Origin of the sequence: Hydromonas duriensis (assembly GCF_004363775.1) — a bacterium.
GTDB classification, from domain to species: domain Bacteria; phylum Pseudomonadota; class Gammaproteobacteria; order Burkholderiales; family Burkholderiaceae; genus Hydromonas; species Hydromonas duriensis.
Window position 1 is genome coordinate 57906 of the sequence record NZ_SNZE01000004.1, and the last position, 20149, is coordinate 78054.

Consider the following 20149-nt stretch of genomic DNA (forward strand, 5'->3'; position numbering starts at 1 on the left):
TTCTAAGTGTTATCTGCTGTCAATATTACGCAACAATTTGGTGCTAAGCCTTTATTTGAAAACATTAATGTCAAGTTCGGTGAAGGCAATCGATATGGTTTGATTGGCGCAAATGGTTGTGGCAAATCGACGTTCATGAAAATTTTGGGTGGAGATTTAGAGCCGACGTCAGGGCAAGTGATTTTAGAACCCAATATTCGCTTGGGTAAATTACGACAAGACCAATTTGCTTACGAGGATTTACGCGTCTTGGATGTGGTCATGATGGGGCATATTGAAATGTGGGCGGCGATGACCGAGCGTGACGCCATTTATGCCAATATGGAAGCCACCGAAGATGACTATATGAAAGCAGCCGAGCTTGAGGGCGTTTTTGCCCAATATGATGGTTATACAGCGGAGTCGCGTGCAGGTGAATTGTTGCTTGGCGTGGGTTTGCCAATTGATTTTCACCAAGGCTTGATGAGTGCGGTTGCGCCTGGTTTGAAGGTGCGCGTGTTATTGGCGCAGGCCTTGTTTTCTAATCCAGATGTGTTGTTGTTGGACGAGCCGACCAATAACTTGGATATTGATACCATTCGGTGGTTGGAACATGCGCTTGATGAAAAAGATTGCACGATGATTATCATTTCACATGACCGTCACTTTCTGAATGGCGTGTGTACGCACATGGCCGATATGGATTTTGGCACTTTAACGGTTTATTCGGGCAATTACGATGACTACATGCTCGCCTCAGCTGAAGCGCGGGCGCGACAAATGGCAAGTAACTCAAAAGCCAAAGAGCGCATGGCTGAGTTGCAAGAGTTTGTGCAACGCTTTGCTGCAAATAAGGCAAAGGCCCGTCAAGCCACATCGCGCCAAAAAATGATTCAAAAAATCAAAGCCGATACCGTTGAGATTAAGCCGTCGTCGCGTCAAAATCCATTTATTCGCTTTGAACAAAACAAGGTGTTGCATCGCTTGGCTTTAGAGGTTGAAAGCGTAAGCAAAACATTCGACCGCCCAATTGTGACCAAGTTTTCAACAATGATTGATGCGGGTGATAAAGTCGCCATTATTGGCGGTAATGGCGTGGGTAAAACCACGTTGCTGCGTATCTTAAAAGGCGAGTTGTCGAGTGATTCGGGCACGGTCAAATGGTCGGATAACGCCGATGTTGGATATATGGCGCAAGATGCCGCCGAGCAGTTTGACAGCGATGATTTGGTGTTTGATTGGATGGGGCAATTTCGTCAGGCGGGAGATGATGACCAAGTGATTCGTGGTGTGCTTGGTAAATTGTTATTTTCTGGCGATGACGTGACCAAATGCGTGCGTGTTTTATCAGGTGGAGAAAAACATCGCATGAGCTTCGGTCGATTGTTGTTGGGACGACATAATGTCCTCATGCTTGATGAGCCAACGAATCATTTAGACATGGAATCGATTGAATCTTTGCAGTTGGCTTTAGAAAAATATGCGGGCACTTTGTTTGTGGTCTCTCATGATCGCCAATTCATCGATAATGTCGCCACCCGTATCATTGAAGTCAAAGGCGACGGCACCGTGATTGATTTCAAAGGTGACTATGAATCGTATTTAGACAGCCAAGGTTTAAATTAACATGCGCATACTCCAACTCATCGCTCCGTCGGGCTACCCACAAGACCAAGATGCTGTAGCGCGTGCCGTCGATTATTTTACTCAGCATGGTTGGTTGGTGCGTGGACACAGTGCTGCGTTGCGTCATTTTCAACGTTTTGCAGGAACGGATACAGAGCGTTTGGCTGAATTAAATGCCTTGACGCAGCTTGCGCAAGAAGGGCATAAGCCTGAATTGGTCATGGCCTTACGTGGAGGCTACGGCATGTCACGTTTGCTGGATGGCATTGATTTTGAAGCCTTGGCGCAGGCTGATTTGCGCTTTATGGGGCACAGTGATTTCACGGCGTTCAGCTTGGCCTATTATGCCAAAGTAGGCAAGCCATCGTATTTAGGACCAATGGCCTGCTTTGACTTCGGTTCTGAACAGCCATCCACGTTTATGGAACACCATTTTTGGTGTTTGTTGGATGAGGGGCAAGATTTGATTGAGGTGCAGGCTGCACAACCTCAGACTTTTGAAACAGAAGGTGTTTTGTGGGGGGGAAACCTCACGATGGTCAATCAACTGGTTGGAACGCCTTATTTGCCAAAAGTCACGGGGGGGATTCTATTCCTTGAGGACATCAATGAGCACCCTTATCGCATTGAACGCAACTTGTATCAGCTTAGGGACGCGGGGATTCTTGAGCAGCAATCGGCCGTGATTTTAGGTCAATTCAATGGCTTTAAGTTATATGATAACGATCATGGCTATGATTACAACGAGATGGTGGCCCACATGCGCAGTCGTTGTCGGGTTCCAATTTTAACGGATTTGTCTTTTGGTCACGTTCGCGATAAGGTCACTTTGCCTGTGGGGCAAAAAGCCAAGCTCTGTGTCGCAGGCGAGGCGGGTTATCGATTGGAAGTGAGGGCAATTTAGTTTGCTAAAAACGAAAAAAGGAAAAGCCGATGTCTTTTCCTTTTTTGTTCTTCAACGCGATGTTTAACGCAAATAATAAGTTGTGCGCAGCATCTTGATGCGGGCAATGTAATTTTGTGTTTCTTCAGGCATTTTGTTTAAACGAAATCGCTCATAAGTACTGCCGCTCGGGCGTGTTTTTATGTAATTGTCTACATTACCCAGTCCCCAGTTGTACGCGGCTAAGGTCAACTCCAAATTTTTGTTGTAGCGTTCATACAGTTTATCCAAATATTCAGCAGCTGCGCGCGCCGAGTCTTCAGGGTGAGTGCGATCATTTAGCCCCATGTCACGCGCAGTTGGACGCATGAATTGAAACAGCCCCTGTGCGCCAGCGGTACTTTTTGCATTCGGATTGCCAGCCGATTCTTGGTGCATCACTGCTGACAGAAGGCCGCGTGGCAAATTGTTTTTTTGCTCAAGTTCTTCTAGTTTGAGTTTTTCTCGCCAATCGTAAATGCGTTCTGCCACAAGCTCATCGCCGGATTTATAACCAAACTCGAGCAAAATGGGTCGAAGCACCAGTCCGCATGCAACAATAGCGATGGCGATGATTAGCCATTGAATGCGTTTTTTAGGGGTGTTGTAAGTTAATTTTGGCATTGTTTTTAGTGGATTTACAATCCCTAAAGCATAACGTAGAGAAAATAAAAAAGCCACCGTTAAGGTGGCTCTCTCACAAGAAAAACATCAAATAATGATTATTTGATTTTTGTTTCTTTGTAGATGACATGTTTACGCGCCACTGGATCAAATTTTTTGATTTCCATTTTTTCAGGCATATTGCGTTTGTTTTTGTCGGTCGTGTAAAAATGACCTGTACCTGCTGTTGATTCGAGTTTGATTTTATCACGCATGATAAGGCTCCTTAGATTTCACCGCGGGCGCGCAAGTCTGATAAGACTGCATCGATACCGTTTTTGTCGATGGTGCGTAAAGCTGCATTCGAAACGCGCAAACGCACGAAGCGATTTTCAGACTCTACCCAAAAACGACGGTTTTGCAAGTTAGGCAAAAAACGACGTTTGGTTTTATTGTTTGCATGAGAAACATTGTTCCCAGACATCGGGCGTTTACCCGTTACTTGACATACGCGTGCCATGATAATTCCTTATTTCAAACCAAATGATTACAAACTGTGTTGTGATTCAAGCGCTTAAATCTTTGTTTTTAAAAGGTTCTTCGCTCAATCTTTTTAAATTGGAGACGCGAAACAAGAACAAAAATTTGAAAACTGTTTGCACCGAGACATTCGATTATAGATGATTTTGCCAAGTAATGCAATTAAGTCGATGCAAATACTGTGTTTATTTGTATTTTTAGGTGTTGTTTTAACGTGAGTTGAGGCTGGGGCCGACAGTGAGGTGTTTGTCTGGTGTGCGCCTTATTTTTTTGGGGTGGTGGGTGCTTGGGAGAGAATCCATTCAACCAGATATTGAGCTTCTTCGGGTTTTAGATGCGCTTGTGGCGGCATGACAACGGGTCCAAAGCTACCTGAACCGCCGCTAAGGACTTTAGCTGTCAGTTTAGTCACCGCATCTTTATCATTTTTGTACTTTTCGGCAATGCTTGTCCAAGCAGGCCCGACCATTTTTGCATCACGAGTATGGCAGCTGAAGCAATTTTTTTGCTGGGCAAATGCGGGCGCAGGTGGGCGGGCATCGGTTGAATGTGTTGGACTGGCTGAGTTGACTTGTGGCTCCTGTGGCGTTTGTTCTTGATTCATGTTTTGGCGTGTGTTGTCATTACATGCAGTAAGCGCAATGCTGGTGATCAAGAAGTAGGCGATACGCAGTGCGGTGGAATTTTTCATAGTGGGCATATCCGAGTCAGCGTGGTGTGTGGTGTTTTGAAGAAAATCATGGGCATGCAGTAAATGCGGGGCTTTGCCATGCGGACGATGCCGCGAAAAGTTTAAAATTCGGGTAGAATGCGGGAGCACTTCACACGGCGTTTGCGTGGCATCGATGTGGTGAAGTCTATCAGGAAATGCCTTATGAATGCACCATTACAACATCATTTAAATCCAAATTTTGCCCATGTTGCGCCTCCGAGTGCGGCCTTGACCGAGTTGTTGGAGTCTACGCGCATGCGCGAAATTCCTTACAACTATACGTCTTTTTCAGACCGAGAAATCATTATCCGCTTGTTGGGCGAGGATGCGTGGCAATTGATTTTGGATTTGCGCAGCGAGCGTCGAACGGGTCGTTCTGCAAAGATGTTGTACGAGGTATTGGGCGATATTTGGGTGGTGAGTCGCAATCCGTATTTGCAAGATGATTTGCTTGATAATCCGAAGCGTCGTGCGGCTTTGGTTGAGGCTTTGCAGCATCGATTGAGTGAAATAGATAAGCGGCGGGATGTGACCGATACGGATGAAGCGCGTGCGCGCGCAGCCAAGGTGGATGAACTGGTGCGAAAAGCACAAATAGCCGTGGCGGATTTTGCTCAGCAATTTCGAGACATGTACGATTTACGTGCTCAAGTGCGCAGTAGTCTAGGGCGCTACACCGCTAAAGGCAATATTAAATTTGATGGCTTGTCTCGAGTGTCACACGTCACTGATGCAACCGACTGGCGGGTTGAGTATCCATTTGTAGTGCTCACGCCTGATAGCGAGCAAGAAATGGCAGGATTGGTGCGAGCCTCCATTGAGTTGGGCTTGACCATTATTCCTCGTGGCGGTGGTACGGGTTACACGGGCGGGGCGGTGCCTTTGGATGCGCGATCGGTGGTTATCAATACCGAAAAATTGATTCAAATCGGCGCAGTTACCCCTTGGCGTGGTCGAATGATGGGTCAAGAAGTCATGACGATTCAGACAGGAGCGGGTGTGGTGACGCGCCGTGTTGAAGAAGCGGCCAAAAAAGCAGGTTTGGTGTTTGCCGTTGACCCGACCAGTGCCGATGCGTCTTGTGTGGGTGGCAATGTGGCGATGAATGCGGGCGGTAAAAAAGCGGTGCTGTGGGGTACGGCTTTGGATAACTTAGCCAGTTGGCGGATGGTCGATGCCAAGGGCGAGTGGCTCGAAATCACTCGCCTTGACCACAATATGAGCAAAATTCATGATGCGCCTTTGGCGACCTTTGAAATTGTGCGCTTTAAGGCCGATGGCAAAACCGAGATTGAACGAGAGATTTTAGCGATTGAGGGCTATAAATTTCGCAAAGAAGGTTTGGGCAAGGATGTGACGGACAAATTTTTGTCAGGTTTGCCAGGGGTGCAAAAAGAAGGGTGTGATGGCTTAATTACCAGTGCACGTTGGGTGTTGCATACCATGCCTAAATATACGCGGACAGTGTGTTTAGAGTTTTTTGGCCAAGCGCGCGAGTCCATTCCATCAATTGTGGAAATTAAAGATTATTTGTTTGAAACCGCTAAAACCACGGGCGCAACGCTTGCTGGTTTAGAGCATTTGGATGAGCGATATTTGCGTGCGGTCGGTTACGCGACCAAGAGTCGTCGTGGTGATTTGCCAAAAATGGTTTTGATTGGTGACATTGTTGGCAACGACGAAAATGCCGTAGCGCATGCCACTTCTGAAGTGGTGCGCATGGCCAACACCCGAACGGGCGAGGGATTCGTTGCGGTGTCAGAGGAATCTCGCAAGACATTTTGGCTTGACCGAGCGCGCACAGCAGCCATTGCCCGCCATACCAATGCGTTTAAAGTCAATGAAGATGTTGTGATTCCGCTGCCGCGCATGGGTGAATACACCGATGCGATTGAGCGCATCAATATTGAATTATCCACTCGCAATAAGTTGAAATTATTGGATGCGTTGAGCCATTATTTGGACGGTGATTTGCCTTTGGCTAAAGGCGAAGACGATGCAAATGGCAATATGTCGAAAACAGAGCGTTTGGGTGAGCGGGCGAATGATGCTCAAATGCTGATTCAGCGTGTGCGCATGCGTTGGATGTATTGGATGTCAAATTTAGACCGACGAGTGGCGGATGTGATTGAAGGGGCTGTTGCATTCACCGAGCCTGTACAAATCGATGCTTTGCGTGAACGCTTGATTCGAGAGCCTGAAGTCAAGGTGTTTGACGTGTTGCAAGACCGCACTGTTCGGTTGTCTTACAAGCGCGAAGTGCGTGCCGAATTGCGTCGTATTTTCACGGGCTTATCCTTCGCAACCATTTTAGACGAATGCACACAAATCCATAAAAAAGTGCTGCGCAGTCGCGTCTTTGTTGCGCTGCACATGCACGCGGGCGATGGCAATGTGCACACCAATATTCCTGTTAACTCAGATGATTACGAGATGCTGCAAGAAGCCAATGAGGCGGTTGCGCGCATCATGCAGGTTGCACGCAGCTTAGATGGCGTGATTTCGGGTGAGCATGGTATTGGCATCACCAAGCTGGAATTTTTGACTGATGAAGAACTTGCGCCATTTCGTGCTTATAAAAACAAAGTGGACCCGCATGGCCACTTCAACCGCGGCAAGCTCATGCCCCATGCCGATTTGCGCAATGCGTATACGCCGTCTTTTGGCCTGATGGGGGCGGAGTCTTTGATTATGCAACAATCCGACATTGGCGCGATTGCCGCTTCGGTCAAAGATTGTTTGCGGTGCGGTAAATGCAAGCCCGTGTGTTCCACCCACGTCCCCGTCGCGAACTTATTGTACTCACCTCGAAATAAAATTTTAGCCACATCGCTGTTGGTTGAAGCCTTCTTGTATGAAGAACAAACGCGCCGAGGCATTTCAATCAAGCATTGGGAAGAGTTTGAGGATGTGGCGGACCACTGCACGGTGTGTCATCGTTGCGAAAAACCGTGCCCCGTCAACATTGATTTTGGCGATGTCACGATTGCCATGCGCAATTTATTGCGCACCATGGGTAAAAAGACGCCCAATATTGGCACCAATTTAGCCATGTCCTACTTGAACATGAAAGACCCTGCGAGCATTCGCATGTATAAAAAATTTGTCATTGAGTGGGGCGGCAAAGTGCAAAACATGGCACATAAATTTGCCAAATCCATGCGCATAACCAAGTCACAAGTGACGCAACCTTCGCCAACCATTGGCCGTGCTCCGATACGTGAACAGGTGATTCATTTTATCAATAAGCCCATGCCTGGTAACTTACCGAAAAAAACCGCACGCGCTTTGCTTGACATTGAAGATGCCAAATATGTTCCGATTATCCGTGACCCCAACAACACGTCGAGCGAGTCCGAATCGGTGTTTTATTTCCCGGGTTGTGGTTCGGAGCGATTGTTTTCTCAGGTCGGTCTAGCAACGCAAGCGATGTTATATTCGATTGGTGTTCAAACCGTTTTGCCGCCGGGATATTTATGTTGCGGTTATCCGCAGCACGCCACGGGTAACTCGGATAAAGCCGATAAAATCACCACGGATAACCGCGTGTTGTTTCACCGCGTGGCCAATACGTTGAATTATTTGGACATCAAAACCGTTATTGTTTCTTGTGGCACGTGCATGGATCAGTTGGAAAAATATCAATTTGAGCATATTTTCCCCAATGCACGTTTACTTGATATTCACGAATACCTGCTTGAGAAAGGCGTTCAAGTCAATAAAATTCAAGGCGTGCGCTACATGTACCATGACCCTTGCCACAGCCCGATGAAAACCCACAAACCACAAAAAGTAGTGAATCAATTGATGGACACAGACGTTGCCTTGAGTGACCGCTGTTGTGGAGAATCGGGTACTTTTGCGCTCAGTCGGCCTGACATCGCAACGCAAGTGCGTTTTCGCAAGGAAGAAGAATTGCGTAAAGGCGCAGGCGAACTGCGGGCGGACGGGTTTACAGGGCAAACAAAGGTTCTGACCTCATGCCCCGCTTGTTTGCAGGGTCTACAGCGTTATCGCGATGATATTGACTCTGATGCCGACTACATTGTGGTTGAGATGGCGAAGCACATTTTGGGCGACAATTGGATGCCTGAGTATGTGGCCGCTGCCAACAACGGTGGCATTGAGCGGGTCTTGGTATAAATTAAAACGGTCAATTTCAATTAAAAGCAATGAGAGTCTTGTGAACCTCTGTGGTTTGCGAGTGGATGGGGCGTTGCTGTTGTTGATTTTGACTGAACCACCGAACACAGACTGTTTCTAATGACTTTATCCTCTTACCTGCTATTCATTCCCGCGTGTGTTGCACTTAACCTCGTGCCTGGGCCAAATAATATATTGTCAATGAACAACGCCTCGCGCTTTGGTTTTCGTCCTGCGGTGATGGCGGGCGTTGGGCGATTGGTGGCTTTCGCCACCATGATTGTGCTAACGGCATTGGGCTTGGCAATGGTGTTGGCAGGTTCATCCCGATTTTTTGTTGTGCTTAAAATAGTGGGTGGTTTGTATTTAATCTGGATTGCAATGTCGTTGTGGCGCAGTCCAGTGACGCATTTGGCTTTTGATGGTCAACACAGTAACGTTTCAACCATGCGCTTGACGATGCAAGAGTTTATGTGTGCGGCGAGCAACCCCAAAGCGATTTTAATTTTCACCGCTATTTTTCCTCAGTTTTTAAATACGACCGAACCTTTACTCGCTCAATTTTTACTGATGGGTGCGACTTTTTTGGTGTTTGAATGGGGAACAATTGCTTTATATGCTTTTGCAGGTGTTCATGTGCGACGTTTCTTAAACAATGCCGCTGGGCAGCGTTATTTCAATCGTTTCAGTGCCGTATTGTTGGGGATAATTGGTCTGATTGTGCTGATGTCCAATCCGTCCCATGGCTGATTTCATCCTCACTCAACTCAGAAAAAAAGCTGTTGCAAAAAAGTATCATGCTTGTCTCGCTGCTTGATAAAATCTGTGTCAAATTCGATGCTAATTGGCTTTGATTCGCCTATACATGGTTTGTTCACGATTCAAAATTACAATTGTGCGTCATCATTCTCGCCTATTTAATCATCATGTACTCTTTCCCTCGTCCCTCCGCTCAGCTCACCCTTCAGAAAAAGTTTTTTCTAGCGTTTTTCTCACTTGCCGTGTTTTTAGTCATCATTTTGGCGGGTGTGATGCATTACATTGTGCGCGATGGCTTTGGCGATTATGTGGCGCATGTCAAGTTGCAACGGCTTGCCCCCGTCCAAAAAGTATTGGTGCAATACGTTGAAGAACAAAAGGATTTTTCTGGGTTGAAAATGCCAGGTGTTTGGGAAAGCCTAATCTTGGCGGTTGAAGAAGTCAAACGTGAAGAAAAGATAGCGAAGAATCAAAAGCATCAGGATAAAACAAAAATAGAAGGAGCGCCCGAGGAGCGACGCTTGCCACCACCCGTGAACGAGGACGGTGGATATTTGCCCCCTTACGTGCGCGGGGTGGCGTTGTTGGATGCAAATGCTGATTTTGTCGCGGGTGAGCCTTTGACTTTAGAAAATGCCATGCGCTTTCCTATTAAAAATAGCAATAACACGACAATTGCGTATTGGTTAATTCGCAAAGGGCCTCCTGACAATGATGTGTTGGGGCAACATTTTTTAGCAGAGCAAGTTAAGTGGTCTTTTTTACTGTTGACTTTATCGGCTTTGATTTCAGCTGTCTTGGCGTGGTTACTTGCAGGCTATTTCAAAAAGCCCATGGCGGTTTTACAAACTGGATTTCGTCGGGTCGCGGCTGGCGATTTGGCAACCCGTTTGCCCGTGAATGCGGACAGTGAAATGGGTGAAATTCAACGCAATTTTAATAGCATGACCGCACAGCTTGAGGCGCAAGAGTCTGCGCGTCGTCAATGGGTCGCGGATACATCACATGAGTTGCGCACGCCATTAACGATTTTACGCATGCGCAATGAGGCCATGCGTGATGGCATCATTCAAATCAGCGATGAGGAATGGCAACGCAATTTAAGCACCATTTCAGATTTGACCGTATTGATTGATGATTTGCAATCAGTGGCACGGGCGACTGAAAGTGGCTGGGATTTAAAAATGAGCCCAATTCATGTGCAAGCCTTTTTGGAGGAGGCGTTGCAAGACAATATGGCGGCGTTTACCGCTTCGGGTTTGACGCTGAAAATGAACGATTTGACCGATGCGCCTTTATACGTGAGTGCAGATGCTCAACGTTTGCATCAAGTGTTGCGTAATGTTTTGTTGAACAGTTTGCGCTATACCGATGCACCGGGTGAGACCTTGGTTGAGGTCTCGCGTGAGGGTAAATATGTAAAAATTGAACTCATGGACACAGCACCTGGGGTGTCAGAAGGCTCTTTACAGCATTTATTTGAGCGTTTTTATCGATGCGAAGGGTCGCGTAACCGCGCAACAGGCGGCTCAGGCTTAGGTTTGGCCATTTGTGAAGGCATCGTTAAAGCGCATCATGGCAAAATTCATGCGCAACATTCACGCTTAGGCGGTTTAAGCATAGTGGTAGAATTGCCCTTGCATCAAGTTGCTAAGACGAAATAAGGTCGAGAATACTGTGAAGACCGTTTTGTCGTGCGCATGATTGATGCACAATGCTGTGTCAAAATGAGAAAGTAACACACATAAGAATAAAGCCCTTTATTGACCTGCCAAAGCAATAGCCCAGTCATTTATTGGATATTGAATTGGCTCACTCCGTGGAGTAAAACATGAGCGAACGTAAGAGTCAGATTTTATTGGTTGAAGACGAAGCGATGATTGCCCAAGTGCAACAAGCCTATTTGCAAAACGCGGGTTATCTGGTGCATTGGCATGAGCGCGGTGACGCAGTGATTGAAGCGGTTAAGATTCAAAAGCCAGACATTGTTTTGATGGACATCATGATTCCAGATGCAAAAGAGCGTGATGGCGTCGCCTTATGCAAAGAAATTCGAACATTTTCGGATGTCCCCATCATGATGATTACCGCTAAGGTGGAGGAGCTTGACCGCTTGGTTGGCTTTGAGAGCGGCGCTGACGATTACTTGTGTAAACCATTTAGCCCAAAAGAGATGGTTGCTCGAGTTAAAGCCTTGTTGCGTCGTCGTCAATCTCCTTCAATTGCCCAGTCTGCTTTTGTGTATGACCCTGCGGCGCAAGTGATTCGTTACGGTGAGCAAAAATTAGATTTAACGCCGACTGAATTGCGCTTGTTCAATACCTTGCTGATGCAACCCGAGCGTATTTTTTCGCGGGACCAGTTGATTGCACAAGCATATAACGACAACTTGGATGTGTTTGACCGTGCGGTGGACAGCCATATTAAAAATTTGCGCAAAAAAATCGCCTTGGTCTTGCCCGATGTTGAAGTGGTGCAGTCAGTCTATGGTTTGGGTTATCGCTATTCGCCACCGCCATCGGAGATGGATTTGCTGATGGGCTGATGTGATAAGTTACATATAAGCAATAGAGTTTTGCCCATTTTTACCCTTGTTTTTTACCAAGAAAGGTTCAGCTTGTTCAGTACAACCACTTTAAACCCCTTTGTCGAAGGGGCTGAGTTCAACGGTTTTTTTGATTTGTTCTCGCACATTACCGTGCAAGATTGGGCTATAACCGCGGGCTTTATTGCTTTGGCATTGGCTTTGACATGGGCTTTGCGTGTCATGCTTAAACGACGTATTTCTAAGCGTGACATGCCCAGTTGGGTGAGTGTTGATGTCATTACCCGATTAATGTTGCCATTTTTTCTATGGCTTTTGGCGGACACCGTCAGATATTTTTACAATAAAAATGGTCTATCTGAGCAGTGGTTTGAGTTTTTGGCTCAGATTTTTGGTGCATTCTTATTGGTACGTGTGTTTTTGTATGTGGTGCGTCGTGCGCTACCCGTTGATGGCAGCGTGCGGCATGCCATCGAAAAAATCGCGATTGTCTCTATTTGGGCCGTCATGCTACTCGACTATGTGGGGCAGCTGGATGTGTGGGTAGAACGTTTGGACGCCTTACAGGTTACTTTTGGTAAAAACACCATTACGGCAAAAGATGTATTGACGTTGTGTTTGGTCTTAGTTGTGGTCTGGTTGGTTGTGCAGTGGTTGATTCATGAGATTGAATTGATGTTGCTCAAGCGCCCCAATCGCTATTTTGCAAAATTTGATTTATCCGCTCGGGTCGTGATTGTTCGCATACTCAATGCCTTATTGCTGGTCGCTGGGGTGCTGTTTGCCTTGAATGCGGCGGGGATTAACTTAACCATTCTATCTGTGTTTGGCGGTGCGCTGGGTGTTGGTATTGGTTTGGGTTTACAGAAAATTGCCAGCAATTATGTGTCAGGTTTTGTGATTTTATTTGAGCGCAGTGTGCGCATCGGGGACTTAATCACGACCAATGATGGTTTTCGTGGAAATGTGTCTCAAATCAATGCCCGTTATACCGTTTTAAAAGGAGCCAGTGGCGATGAGGTTTTGTTGCCAAACGAAACATTGGTGACCACGCCGATTGTGAACTGGTCTTTGCAGGATAAAGAATTGTGGATGAGCATTCCCATACAATTAAAACACACGGTAGACATAGATTTTATTCTTCCTAAGTTATTAGAAGCGCTGATTGCTGTTCCACGTGTTTTAAAAGACCCTGCGCCATCGGTGCTTTTGTCTAAAATCACAGATAAAGGTTTTGTTTTGGACATTACATGGTGGATTGGCGACCCTGAAAATGGTCGTATGAACATCACTTCTGATGTCAATTTGGCCATATGGCGGACATGCCGTGAACATCAGGTTGAATTTTTTACTTTGCAAATACCTGAAGTCGATAAGCTGCCCGTGCCTAAAAAAGGTTGAAGTTAGAATCCAAGCAATATACGCAATATACGTTAAAATACTTAAATTTCCTGCTGCAAATCAGATTTGACTTGTTAATGGGTACTGCCTTTTTACGTTGCGATTTATAGAAAGTGTGTCATGAATGAATTATTAAATTTTTTGTCCAACGGCGTGTTGGGGTGGTCCATCGGCAAGATGGTCATCTTTACGCTCGTGGTGACTCACATTACGATTGCTTCGGTGACGATTTACTTGCATCGTCACTCAGCTCATCGGGCACTTGATTTACATCCCATTCCAGCGCATTTTTTTCGTTTTTGGTTGTGGTTGACCACGGGGCAACACACCAAGGCATGGACCGCAATTCATCGCAAGCATCATGCCAAATGTGAAACCGAAGAAGACCCTCATAGCCCAGTGACTAAAGGTTTAAGTACGGTTTTGTGGCAGGGAGCCGACTTGTATCGTATGGAAGCGAAAAACCAAGAAACGCTCCAAAAATATGGTGCAGGCACCCCCGATGATTGGATGGAGCGGCATGTTTACACACCTCGCACTTACTGGGGGATTGTGTTCATGTTCATGATTGATTTTGTCTTGTTTGGGTTTGCGGGCATCACCATTTGGGCGATTCAAATGGCATGGATTCCATTTTTTGCGGCAGGTATCATCAATGGTATCGGTCACTTTTATGGTTATCGTAATTTTGATAGCCCAGATACTTCGACCAATATTTCACCTTGGGGCTTATTGATTGGTGGCGAGGAGTTACACAACAACCATCACACCTTTGCCACTTCAGCCAAGTTTTCGAACAAATGGTATGAGTTCGATTTGGGCTGGTATTACATCAAAGCCATGAGCTTGATTGGTTGGGCTAAGGTCAAAAAAATCCAACCTAAAGCCGTGTTCGTGAAAAACATTCCCGTTGATGAGCACACTTTAGAATCCATCATTAAAAATCGTTACGATGTGATGGCGAAATACGCTCAATCCTTGCGCCAAAGTGTCAAGACTGAGATTGAAGCGTTGCGAGCAACCAATGCGAGCGCAGCCAAGCGACTATCTGAAATTCGTAAACCCCTGCTGCGCGACAGTGAGCACATTGCGGGTGACGTGGCCGCCAAAGTACAGGCCAATATCACGGTCAGCCCGACATTAGAACAACTGTATGTCATGCGCAATGAGTTATCCATGCTGTGGCGTCGCTCAAGTTTGAGCAAAGATGAGCTGCTTGCTCATTTACACGACTGGTGCGACCGTGCCGAACAAAGTGGCATTGAAGCCCTGCGACGTTTTGCTTTACAGTTGCGAACCTATCGTTAAAACCACTGCGTTATCAATTTACCCATTTAAAAAGGCTTGCGCGTGCAAGCCTTTTTATGCGTTTAATGCGTATAAATACTTTACAATGGCGGCTTAATGTTAATAAAGCGATGATTATGTCAAATGCAAAAATTTTATTCGGTTTTCATGCGGTGCAAGCGCGATTGCGCGTCGCCGCCAGTTCTGTTCGCGAGGTGTATGTAGAACATGCAAGGGCAGACAAGCGTATGCAGAACTTCCTTGCCAGTTTGGTGCGTCTGAACATAGAGCCGCGTTTGGTCGATAAACACCGCTTAGACGGTATCGTTGGGCATAGTCGTCATCAAGGCGTAGCCGCTTTGGCGGGCGATATTCGTTTAGCGAATAGTGTGGATGAAGTGCTGGAAAATCTCAGCGTTCCGCCCCTTTTACTGGTGCTCGATGGCATCACCGACCCACACAACTTGGGTGCATGTTTGCGCGTGGCCGATGCTGCGGGGGTACACGCTGTGATTGCCCCAAAAGATAAGGCGGTTGGTATCAACGCCACGGTGGCTAAAGTGGCGTCAGGTGCGGCCGACCATGTACCTTATATTATGGTCACCAATTTGGCACGTACATTGCGCGAAATTAAAGAGCACGATGTATGGGTGGTTGGAACCGACGAAGAGGGCACAAGTGTATTGCACGATGCCAAAGTGGGTGGGGCGATTGCTTGGGTGATGGGCGCGGAAGGAGAAGGCATGCGTCGCTTGACTCGTGAAACCTGTGATGAGTTGGTGCGCATCCCGATGGCGGGTTCTGTGGCGAGCTTGAATGTTTCTGTGGCTGCGGGTGTGTGCTTGTTTGAGTCTGTGCGTCAGCGCGGTTGACAATGTGTTAGGGGAATTCAAATGAACTTAGATTCAGTGAATGAAAGTGCGGATATTGAAGATCGCCGAGGTCGTACGGGAAGGGGAATCGGTGGTGGCGGTCGCTTGGGTATTGGGAGCTTGCTTTTGGCCGCCGTGGCTTATTTTGTCTTTGGCATCAGCCCGTCAACGACGTTGACTGGTTTAAGCACGGTTCAATCCATGTCAGCTGACTCTTCAACGGGTACGGCTGTTTCCAAAGGGACGTATACTAAAGACCAGCAGGCCGTATTTTCTTCTAAGGTCTTGCAAAGCACAAAAGAGGTGTGGTCGTCAGAATTCGCCGCGGCTGGCGGGCAGTACAAAGCCCCGACTTTGGTTCTATATGATGGTGTGACTCGCACGGCTTGTGGTACGGGAGACGCGGCGACAGGGCCTTTTTATTGCCCTGGTGACCAAAAAATTTATTTGGATTTATCATTTTTTCAACAAATGAGTAAGCAAATGGGGGCGGGCGGTGATTTTGCGCAAGCCTACGTGATTGCGCATGAAGTTGGTCATCATGTGCAAAATCAAATCGGTATCGAAGAAAAAGTCAGTGCGCGCCGCTCTCGCGTGTCAGAAGCTGAGGGCAATGCCTTGTCCGTTCGGGTTGAGCTACAAGCCGATTGTTTCGCTGGTGTTTGGGCGGCTAAAGCGGATGTGAACAGTCACATTTTGCAGCAGGGAGATATTGAAGAGGGGTTAAATGCCGCTCATCAAATTGGTGATGATTATTTGCAAAAGCAAGGTCAAGGTTATGTTGTGCCTGATAGTTTTACCCATGGCACTTCAGCACAACGCATGCGTTGGTTTAAACAAGGTCTACAAACAGCCGATTGGAAACAGTGCGACACATTCCGTGCCGCAAGTTTGTAATCCAGGCGTTTTTTCAGACGCTGTGTGATGCTACCCCTTTTATAAAACCAATTAAAAAAGCCCCCAGCGTTTGATTGCTGGGGGCTTAAAAAATGAGTCAAATGGGCATTCGCTTAATGCGCCAAACCTTCCGACTTAACGGCCGCGGCACTCGGAACGTCAGGCACAACGATTTCAGGTTCTATAATCGGAGTCAATGGTCGTTCCAATGCGTGTTGCAACACCTCTTCAATCCATTTCACTGGAATGATGTCAATGCCGTTTTTCACGTTGTCGGGTATTTCGGCTAAGTCCTTGACGTTTTCATGTGGAATTAAAGCAACGGTGATGCCGCCGCGTAAAGCCGCGAGCAATTTTTCTTTCAAACCACCAATTGCAAGCACTTCACCACGCAAAGTGATTTCCCCCGTCATGGCCACATTTGATTTAACAGGGTTATCTGTTAAAGCCGAAACCAACGCCGTGGTCATGGCAATACCTGCCGATGGACCATCTTTTGGCGTCGCACCCTCTGGCACATGGACGTGAATGTCTTTTTTATCAAACACGGTGTTGCTGATACCCAAGGCGTTCGCGCGTGCGCGGACTACGGTACGGGCAGCTTCGACCGACTCTTTCATCACGTCACCCAAAGAGCCAGTGCGCGTCATGATGCCCTTGCCAGGCATGACTTGCGCTTCGATGGTGAGCAACTCGCCGCCGACTTCTGTCCATGCCAAGCCTGTGACCTGTCCGACTTTATTTTCTTTTTCAGCGATACCGAAACTAAAACGATGCACGCCTAAGAAGTGTTCGATATTGCTGCTGTCGATGGTAACGGTTTTAAGGTCTTTGTTCAGCAACAGCATTTTCACGGCTTTGCGGCACAACTTTGAAATGTCTCTTTCAAGCGAGCGCACGCCTGCTTCGCGCGTATAGTAACGAATGATGTCGCGCAAGGCTTCGACCTTAACGTCTAACTCGCCCGCTTTCAAGCCATTGTTTTTCAACTGTTTTGGCAATAAATATTTTTGCGCAATTGATAATTTCTCGTCCTCGGTATAACCCGATAAGCGGATGACTTCCATGCGGTCAAGCAATGGGCCTGGAATGTTGAGAGAGTTCGACGTTGCGACAAACATGACATCAGACAAGTCAAAATCAACTTCAACATAGTGGTCGGAGAACGTATGGTTTTGTTCTGGGTCAAGTACTTCGAGCAAGGCCGAGGCTGGGTCGCCACGAAAATCCATGCCCATTTTGTCCACTTCATCCAATAAAAACAATGGGTTGCGAACGCCGACCTTGGTTAGGCTTTGTAAAATGCGACCCATCATCGCGCCAATGTACGTGCGGCGGTGTCCTCGGATTTCTGACTCGTCGCGTACCCCGCCAAGAGCCATGCGCACAAATTTTCGATTGGTGGCTCGAGCAACCGATTGCCCCAACGAGGTTTTGCCCACGCCTGGGGGCCCGACCAAGCATAAAATCGGTGATTTGTTTTTTTCAACGCGCTGTTGCACGGCGAGGTATTCCAATACGCGCTCTTTGACTTTCTCAAGTCCGTAGTGGTCTTCGTTTAAAATGGCTTCAGCTTTAGCCAAGTCATTGTTTGGCTTGGTTTTTTTCTTCCACGGCAAGCTGACTAAAGTTTCGAGGTAGTTGCGCACCACGCCTGCTTCGGCAGACATGGGCGACATCAATTTGAGTTTTTTCAACTCGGCATCGGCTTTGTCACGCGCCTCTTTAGGCATGCGCGCCGCAATGATTTTTTTCTCAAGTTCCTCAATGTCTGCGCCTTCTTCGCCTTCGCCCAGTTCTTTTTGAATGGCTTTGACTTGTTCGTTCAAATAGTACTCGCGTTGGCTTTTTTCCATTTGGCGTTTGACACGACCACGGATGCGTTTTTCGACTTGGAGGATGTCGATTTCAACTTCCATTTGATGCAATACATCTTCCAAGCGGGTTTTGACGCTGCGCAATTCGAGCAACTCTTGCTTGAGTTCCAATTTGATGGGCAAATGAGCAACGATGGTATCGGCTAAATGCGCGCCATCATCAATGGCTGCCAGTGAGTTTAAAATCTCATCAGGAATTTTTTTATTCAATTTGACGTATTGTTCAAATTGAGTCAAAACGGTGCGACGCAAGGCCTCGACTTCTGCAGCATCGGCTTCCGTGTCGATTAAGTCATTGACCGAACAGGCCAAATAGCCATCTTTTTCAATAATGTTCGATAAATTGGCGCGCTTCTCACCTTCAACCAGTACTTTGACTGTACCGTCGGGCAGTTTTAACATTTGCAAAATGCGCGCAACGCAACCCACTTTGTACAAGTCGTTGCCGTCTGGATTATCCTTTTCGGGGCTTTTTTGCGCCACCAGCACGACATTCAGTTCTGCTGCACTGGCCGCCTCAAGAGCGCGGATGGATTTTTCGCGACCGACAAACAGTGGAATGACCATGTGTGGGAATACGACGACATCGCGTAAAGGCAAGAGGGGAAGCGAGTCGTTATTTTTGAGGTCAGCGGCCGTAGGGAGTGTTGCCACTGTGGGCGCAGTTTCTTCGCCCACGGATTTTTTTACACGCGGAGCGCGCGGTTTTTTGATGGATTCTTCAGACATTTTTCACTCCTTAGTAAGTCAAAAAGCACAATACAGCTTTTTTAAGTTTGGGTGGCCCTTGGGATGTTGCATGAGCCAATAGCTCTCATTTGAGGGCAGTGAAGTAAAAAACAAGGTCGAATGCGTTAAAAGGCGTTCATTCGGCCTGACTTGATTATAATTGATTTAAATCTGTTGGTTGTAAAGCATAATCGCTTTGTTAATGAGCGCTTTTGTATGGTTGTTATCGTTGCTCTTAATAAAAAGACCTTGACGTGAGTCAAGGTCTTTTAAGTTAAGTGGGTTAAGTGGTTAAATGCGGTTATGTATGTTGATTAAGGTTGCCATGTTGATTGGGTGGCGGCCTTTTTGAGTATCTCGCGGTTTTTGTCATTGGCGGGTGGTTCTGATTCGCCAAAAATGGCACGCATCCAGTGACCATCCAAAGGATTGGGCATGACGATAAATTTACGACCAAACATTTCTTTGTCCTCCTCCATGAGTTGGGTGCGTTGGTCAACGTTTTTAGTGTAGTACTTGCGCTGAAAATCATTTAAGTTGTCGCCCAAATAGACGACCACATCATATTTTTCGGCAATGTTCTTTTGAGAAGGTTCTTTGTTGGAGCTGTCGCGCAAGATGGTCACATGTTCAGCATCTGCGTTTGGAAATCCTAAGGCTTTCATATTGGCAATCGCGTATTCAAAGGTCTTTTCACCTTGATCGCGACTGGAGACATAAAAAATTTCAACGCCTTTGTTCTTTACATCATTTAAAAAGTCTTGTGCCCCCGCGGTAGCGGCAATGGTGTTGGAGGGTACCCATTTATCCCATACAGCGTCATCGAAAAAATCCTTGTTGTTTTGAATCAGGTTCCCCCAATAGGCGCTGGCATCAAACAAAGTTTCATCCAAGTCACTGATAATGGCAAGTGGCTTGTCTTTTTTCTTGTGCTTTTTTAAAGCGGCATCGACTCGCTCTTTAGCGATGTTAAATGCTTGATGATACAAGGCTTTATTTTCTGCTGCGGTTTGTTTCCACGCCGCAGCGACCATGAGGTTATTGGATAAACCATCACCTGTTGGACCTTGTTTGTTGGTCAGTGCCTCTTCGGCAAAAGCAGTGGTGGATAGGCTTAAACAAAGCGCAGCAATGAGTGCGGTAAGAGGGCGGCGTGGTTTTTGTGTGTTGACAAACATGAGGTCTCCAGTCGTTTTATTGTGTTTAGTTTTATTGTGTGTAGCGGTGTGTCTGTACTTAGACGATTCATACTAATGT

The 20149-nt window shown here is 46.8% G+C and carries 15 protein-coding genes and 1 pseudogene; 10 read left to right on the forward strand and 6 right to left on the reverse strand.

The window, feature by feature from the left end:
- Positions 1-6 precede the first annotated feature (6 nt).
- Positions 7-1605 (forward strand): ABC-F family ATPase, encoded by a 1599-nt coding sequence (locus DFR44_RS02890; RefSeq protein WP_133619213.1) that lies wholly within the window; start codon positions 7-9, stop codon positions 1603-1605.
- Between the two features lies 1 nt (position 1606).
- Positions 1607-2509 carry an LD-carboxypeptidase gene (locus tag DFR44_RS02895; RefSeq protein ID WP_133619214.1) on the forward strand — a complete coding sequence of 301 codons (903 nt, stop codon included), beginning with the start codon at positions 1607-1609 and terminating at the stop codon, positions 2507-2509.
- 63 nt (positions 2510-2572) lie between these two features.
- Here the strand turns inward: DFR44_RS02895 and DFR44_RS02900 are convergent, their stop codons facing one another.
- From DFR44_RS02900 to DFR44_RS02915, 4 genes are all read right to left on the reverse strand, one after another.
- Positions 2573-3151: a lytic transglycosylase domain-containing protein gene (locus DFR44_RS02900; RefSeq protein WP_133619215.1), complete on the reverse strand. Its 579-nt coding sequence runs from the start codon at positions 3149-3151 to the stop codon at positions 2573-2575.
- Positions 3152-3249: 98 nt separating this feature from the next.
- Positions 3250-3405 carry a 50S ribosomal protein L33 gene (gene rpmG / locus DFR44_RS02905; protein ID WP_114562497.1) on the reverse strand — a complete coding sequence of 52 codons (156 nt, stop codon included), beginning with the start codon at positions 3403-3405 and terminating at the stop codon, positions 3250-3252.
- Positions 3406-3416: 11 nt separating this feature from the next.
- Complete coding sequence (gene rpmB / locus DFR44_RS02910) at positions 3417-3650, reverse strand: 50S ribosomal protein L28 (RefSeq protein WP_114562498.1); 234 nt, start codon at positions 3648-3650, stop codon at positions 3417-3419.
- 282 nt (positions 3651-3932) lie between these two features.
- Positions 3933-4361 (reverse strand): c-type cytochrome, encoded by a 429-nt coding sequence (locus tag DFR44_RS02915; RefSeq protein WP_162845129.1) that lies wholly within the window; start codon positions 4359-4361, stop codon positions 3933-3935.
- A 183-nt stretch (positions 4362-4544) separates the two neighbouring features.
- Between DFR44_RS02915 and DFR44_RS02920 the strand changes: the two genes are divergently transcribed.
- From DFR44_RS02920 to ypfJ, 8 genes are all read left to right on the forward strand, one after another.
- Positions 4545-8525, forward strand: a complete 3981-nt coding sequence (locus DFR44_RS02920) for a DUF3683 domain-containing protein (RefSeq protein WP_133619217.1) — start codon at positions 4545-4547, stop codon at positions 8523-8525.
- Positions 8526-8645: 120 nt separating this feature from the next.
- Positions 8646-9275, forward strand: a complete 630-nt coding sequence (locus DFR44_RS02925) for a LysE family translocator (RefSeq protein WP_133619218.1) — start codon at positions 8646-8648, stop codon at positions 9273-9275.
- A gap of 251 nt (positions 9276-9526) precedes the next feature.
- The gene (locus DFR44_RS02930; protein ID WP_162845130.1) at positions 9527-10948 is read left to right on the forward strand and encodes an ATP-binding protein; all 1422 of its coding nucleotides are present in this window, start codon (positions 9527-9529) and stop codon (positions 10946-10948) included.
- 167 nt (positions 10949-11115) lie between these two features.
- On the forward strand, positions 11116-11829 hold the full coding sequence (locus DFR44_RS02935; RefSeq protein WP_133619220.1) for a response regulator: 714 nt from the start codon (positions 11116-11118) through the stop codon (positions 11827-11829).
- Between the two features lie 72 nt (positions 11830-11901).
- Positions 11902-13230 carry a mechanosensitive ion channel family protein gene (locus DFR44_RS02940; RefSeq protein ID WP_133619221.1) on the forward strand — a complete coding sequence of 443 codons (1329 nt, stop codon included), beginning with the start codon at positions 11902-11904 and terminating at the stop codon, positions 13228-13230.
- A 120-nt stretch (positions 13231-13350) separates the two neighbouring features.
- On the forward strand, positions 13351-14538 hold the full coding sequence (locus tag DFR44_RS02945) for a DesA family fatty acid desaturase (protein ID WP_133619222.1): 1188 nt from the start codon (positions 13351-13353) through the stop codon (positions 14536-14538).
- Between the two features lie 116 nt (positions 14539-14654).
- The gene (gene rlmB / locus DFR44_RS02950; RefSeq protein WP_133619223.1) at positions 14655-15389 is read left to right on the forward strand and encodes a 23S rRNA (guanosine(2251)-2'-O)-methyltransferase RlmB; all 735 of its coding nucleotides are present in this window, start codon (positions 14655-14657) and stop codon (positions 15387-15389) included.
- Between the two features lie 21 nt (positions 15390-15410).
- Positions 15411-16286, forward strand: coding sequence for a KPN_02809 family neutral zinc metallopeptidase (gene ypfJ, locus DFR44_RS02955; protein WP_133619224.1), 876 nt, complete (start codon positions 15411-15413; stop codon positions 16284-16286).
- A gap of 187 nt (positions 16287-16473) precedes the next feature.
- Here the strand turns inward: ypfJ and lon are convergent.
- Both lon and DFR44_RS02965 read right to left on the reverse strand, forming a co-directional pair.
- Positions 16474-18730 (reverse strand): annotated as a pseudogene (gene lon, locus DFR44_RS02960) (endopeptidase La); the annotation flags it as partial.
- Between the two features lie 476 nt (positions 18731-19206).
- Entirely contained in the window at positions 19207-20070 is an 864-nt protein-coding gene (locus tag DFR44_RS02965) for a 5'-nucleotidase, lipoprotein e(P4) family (RefSeq protein WP_133619226.1), read from the reverse strand.
- Positions 20071-20149: the final 79 nt, after the last annotated feature.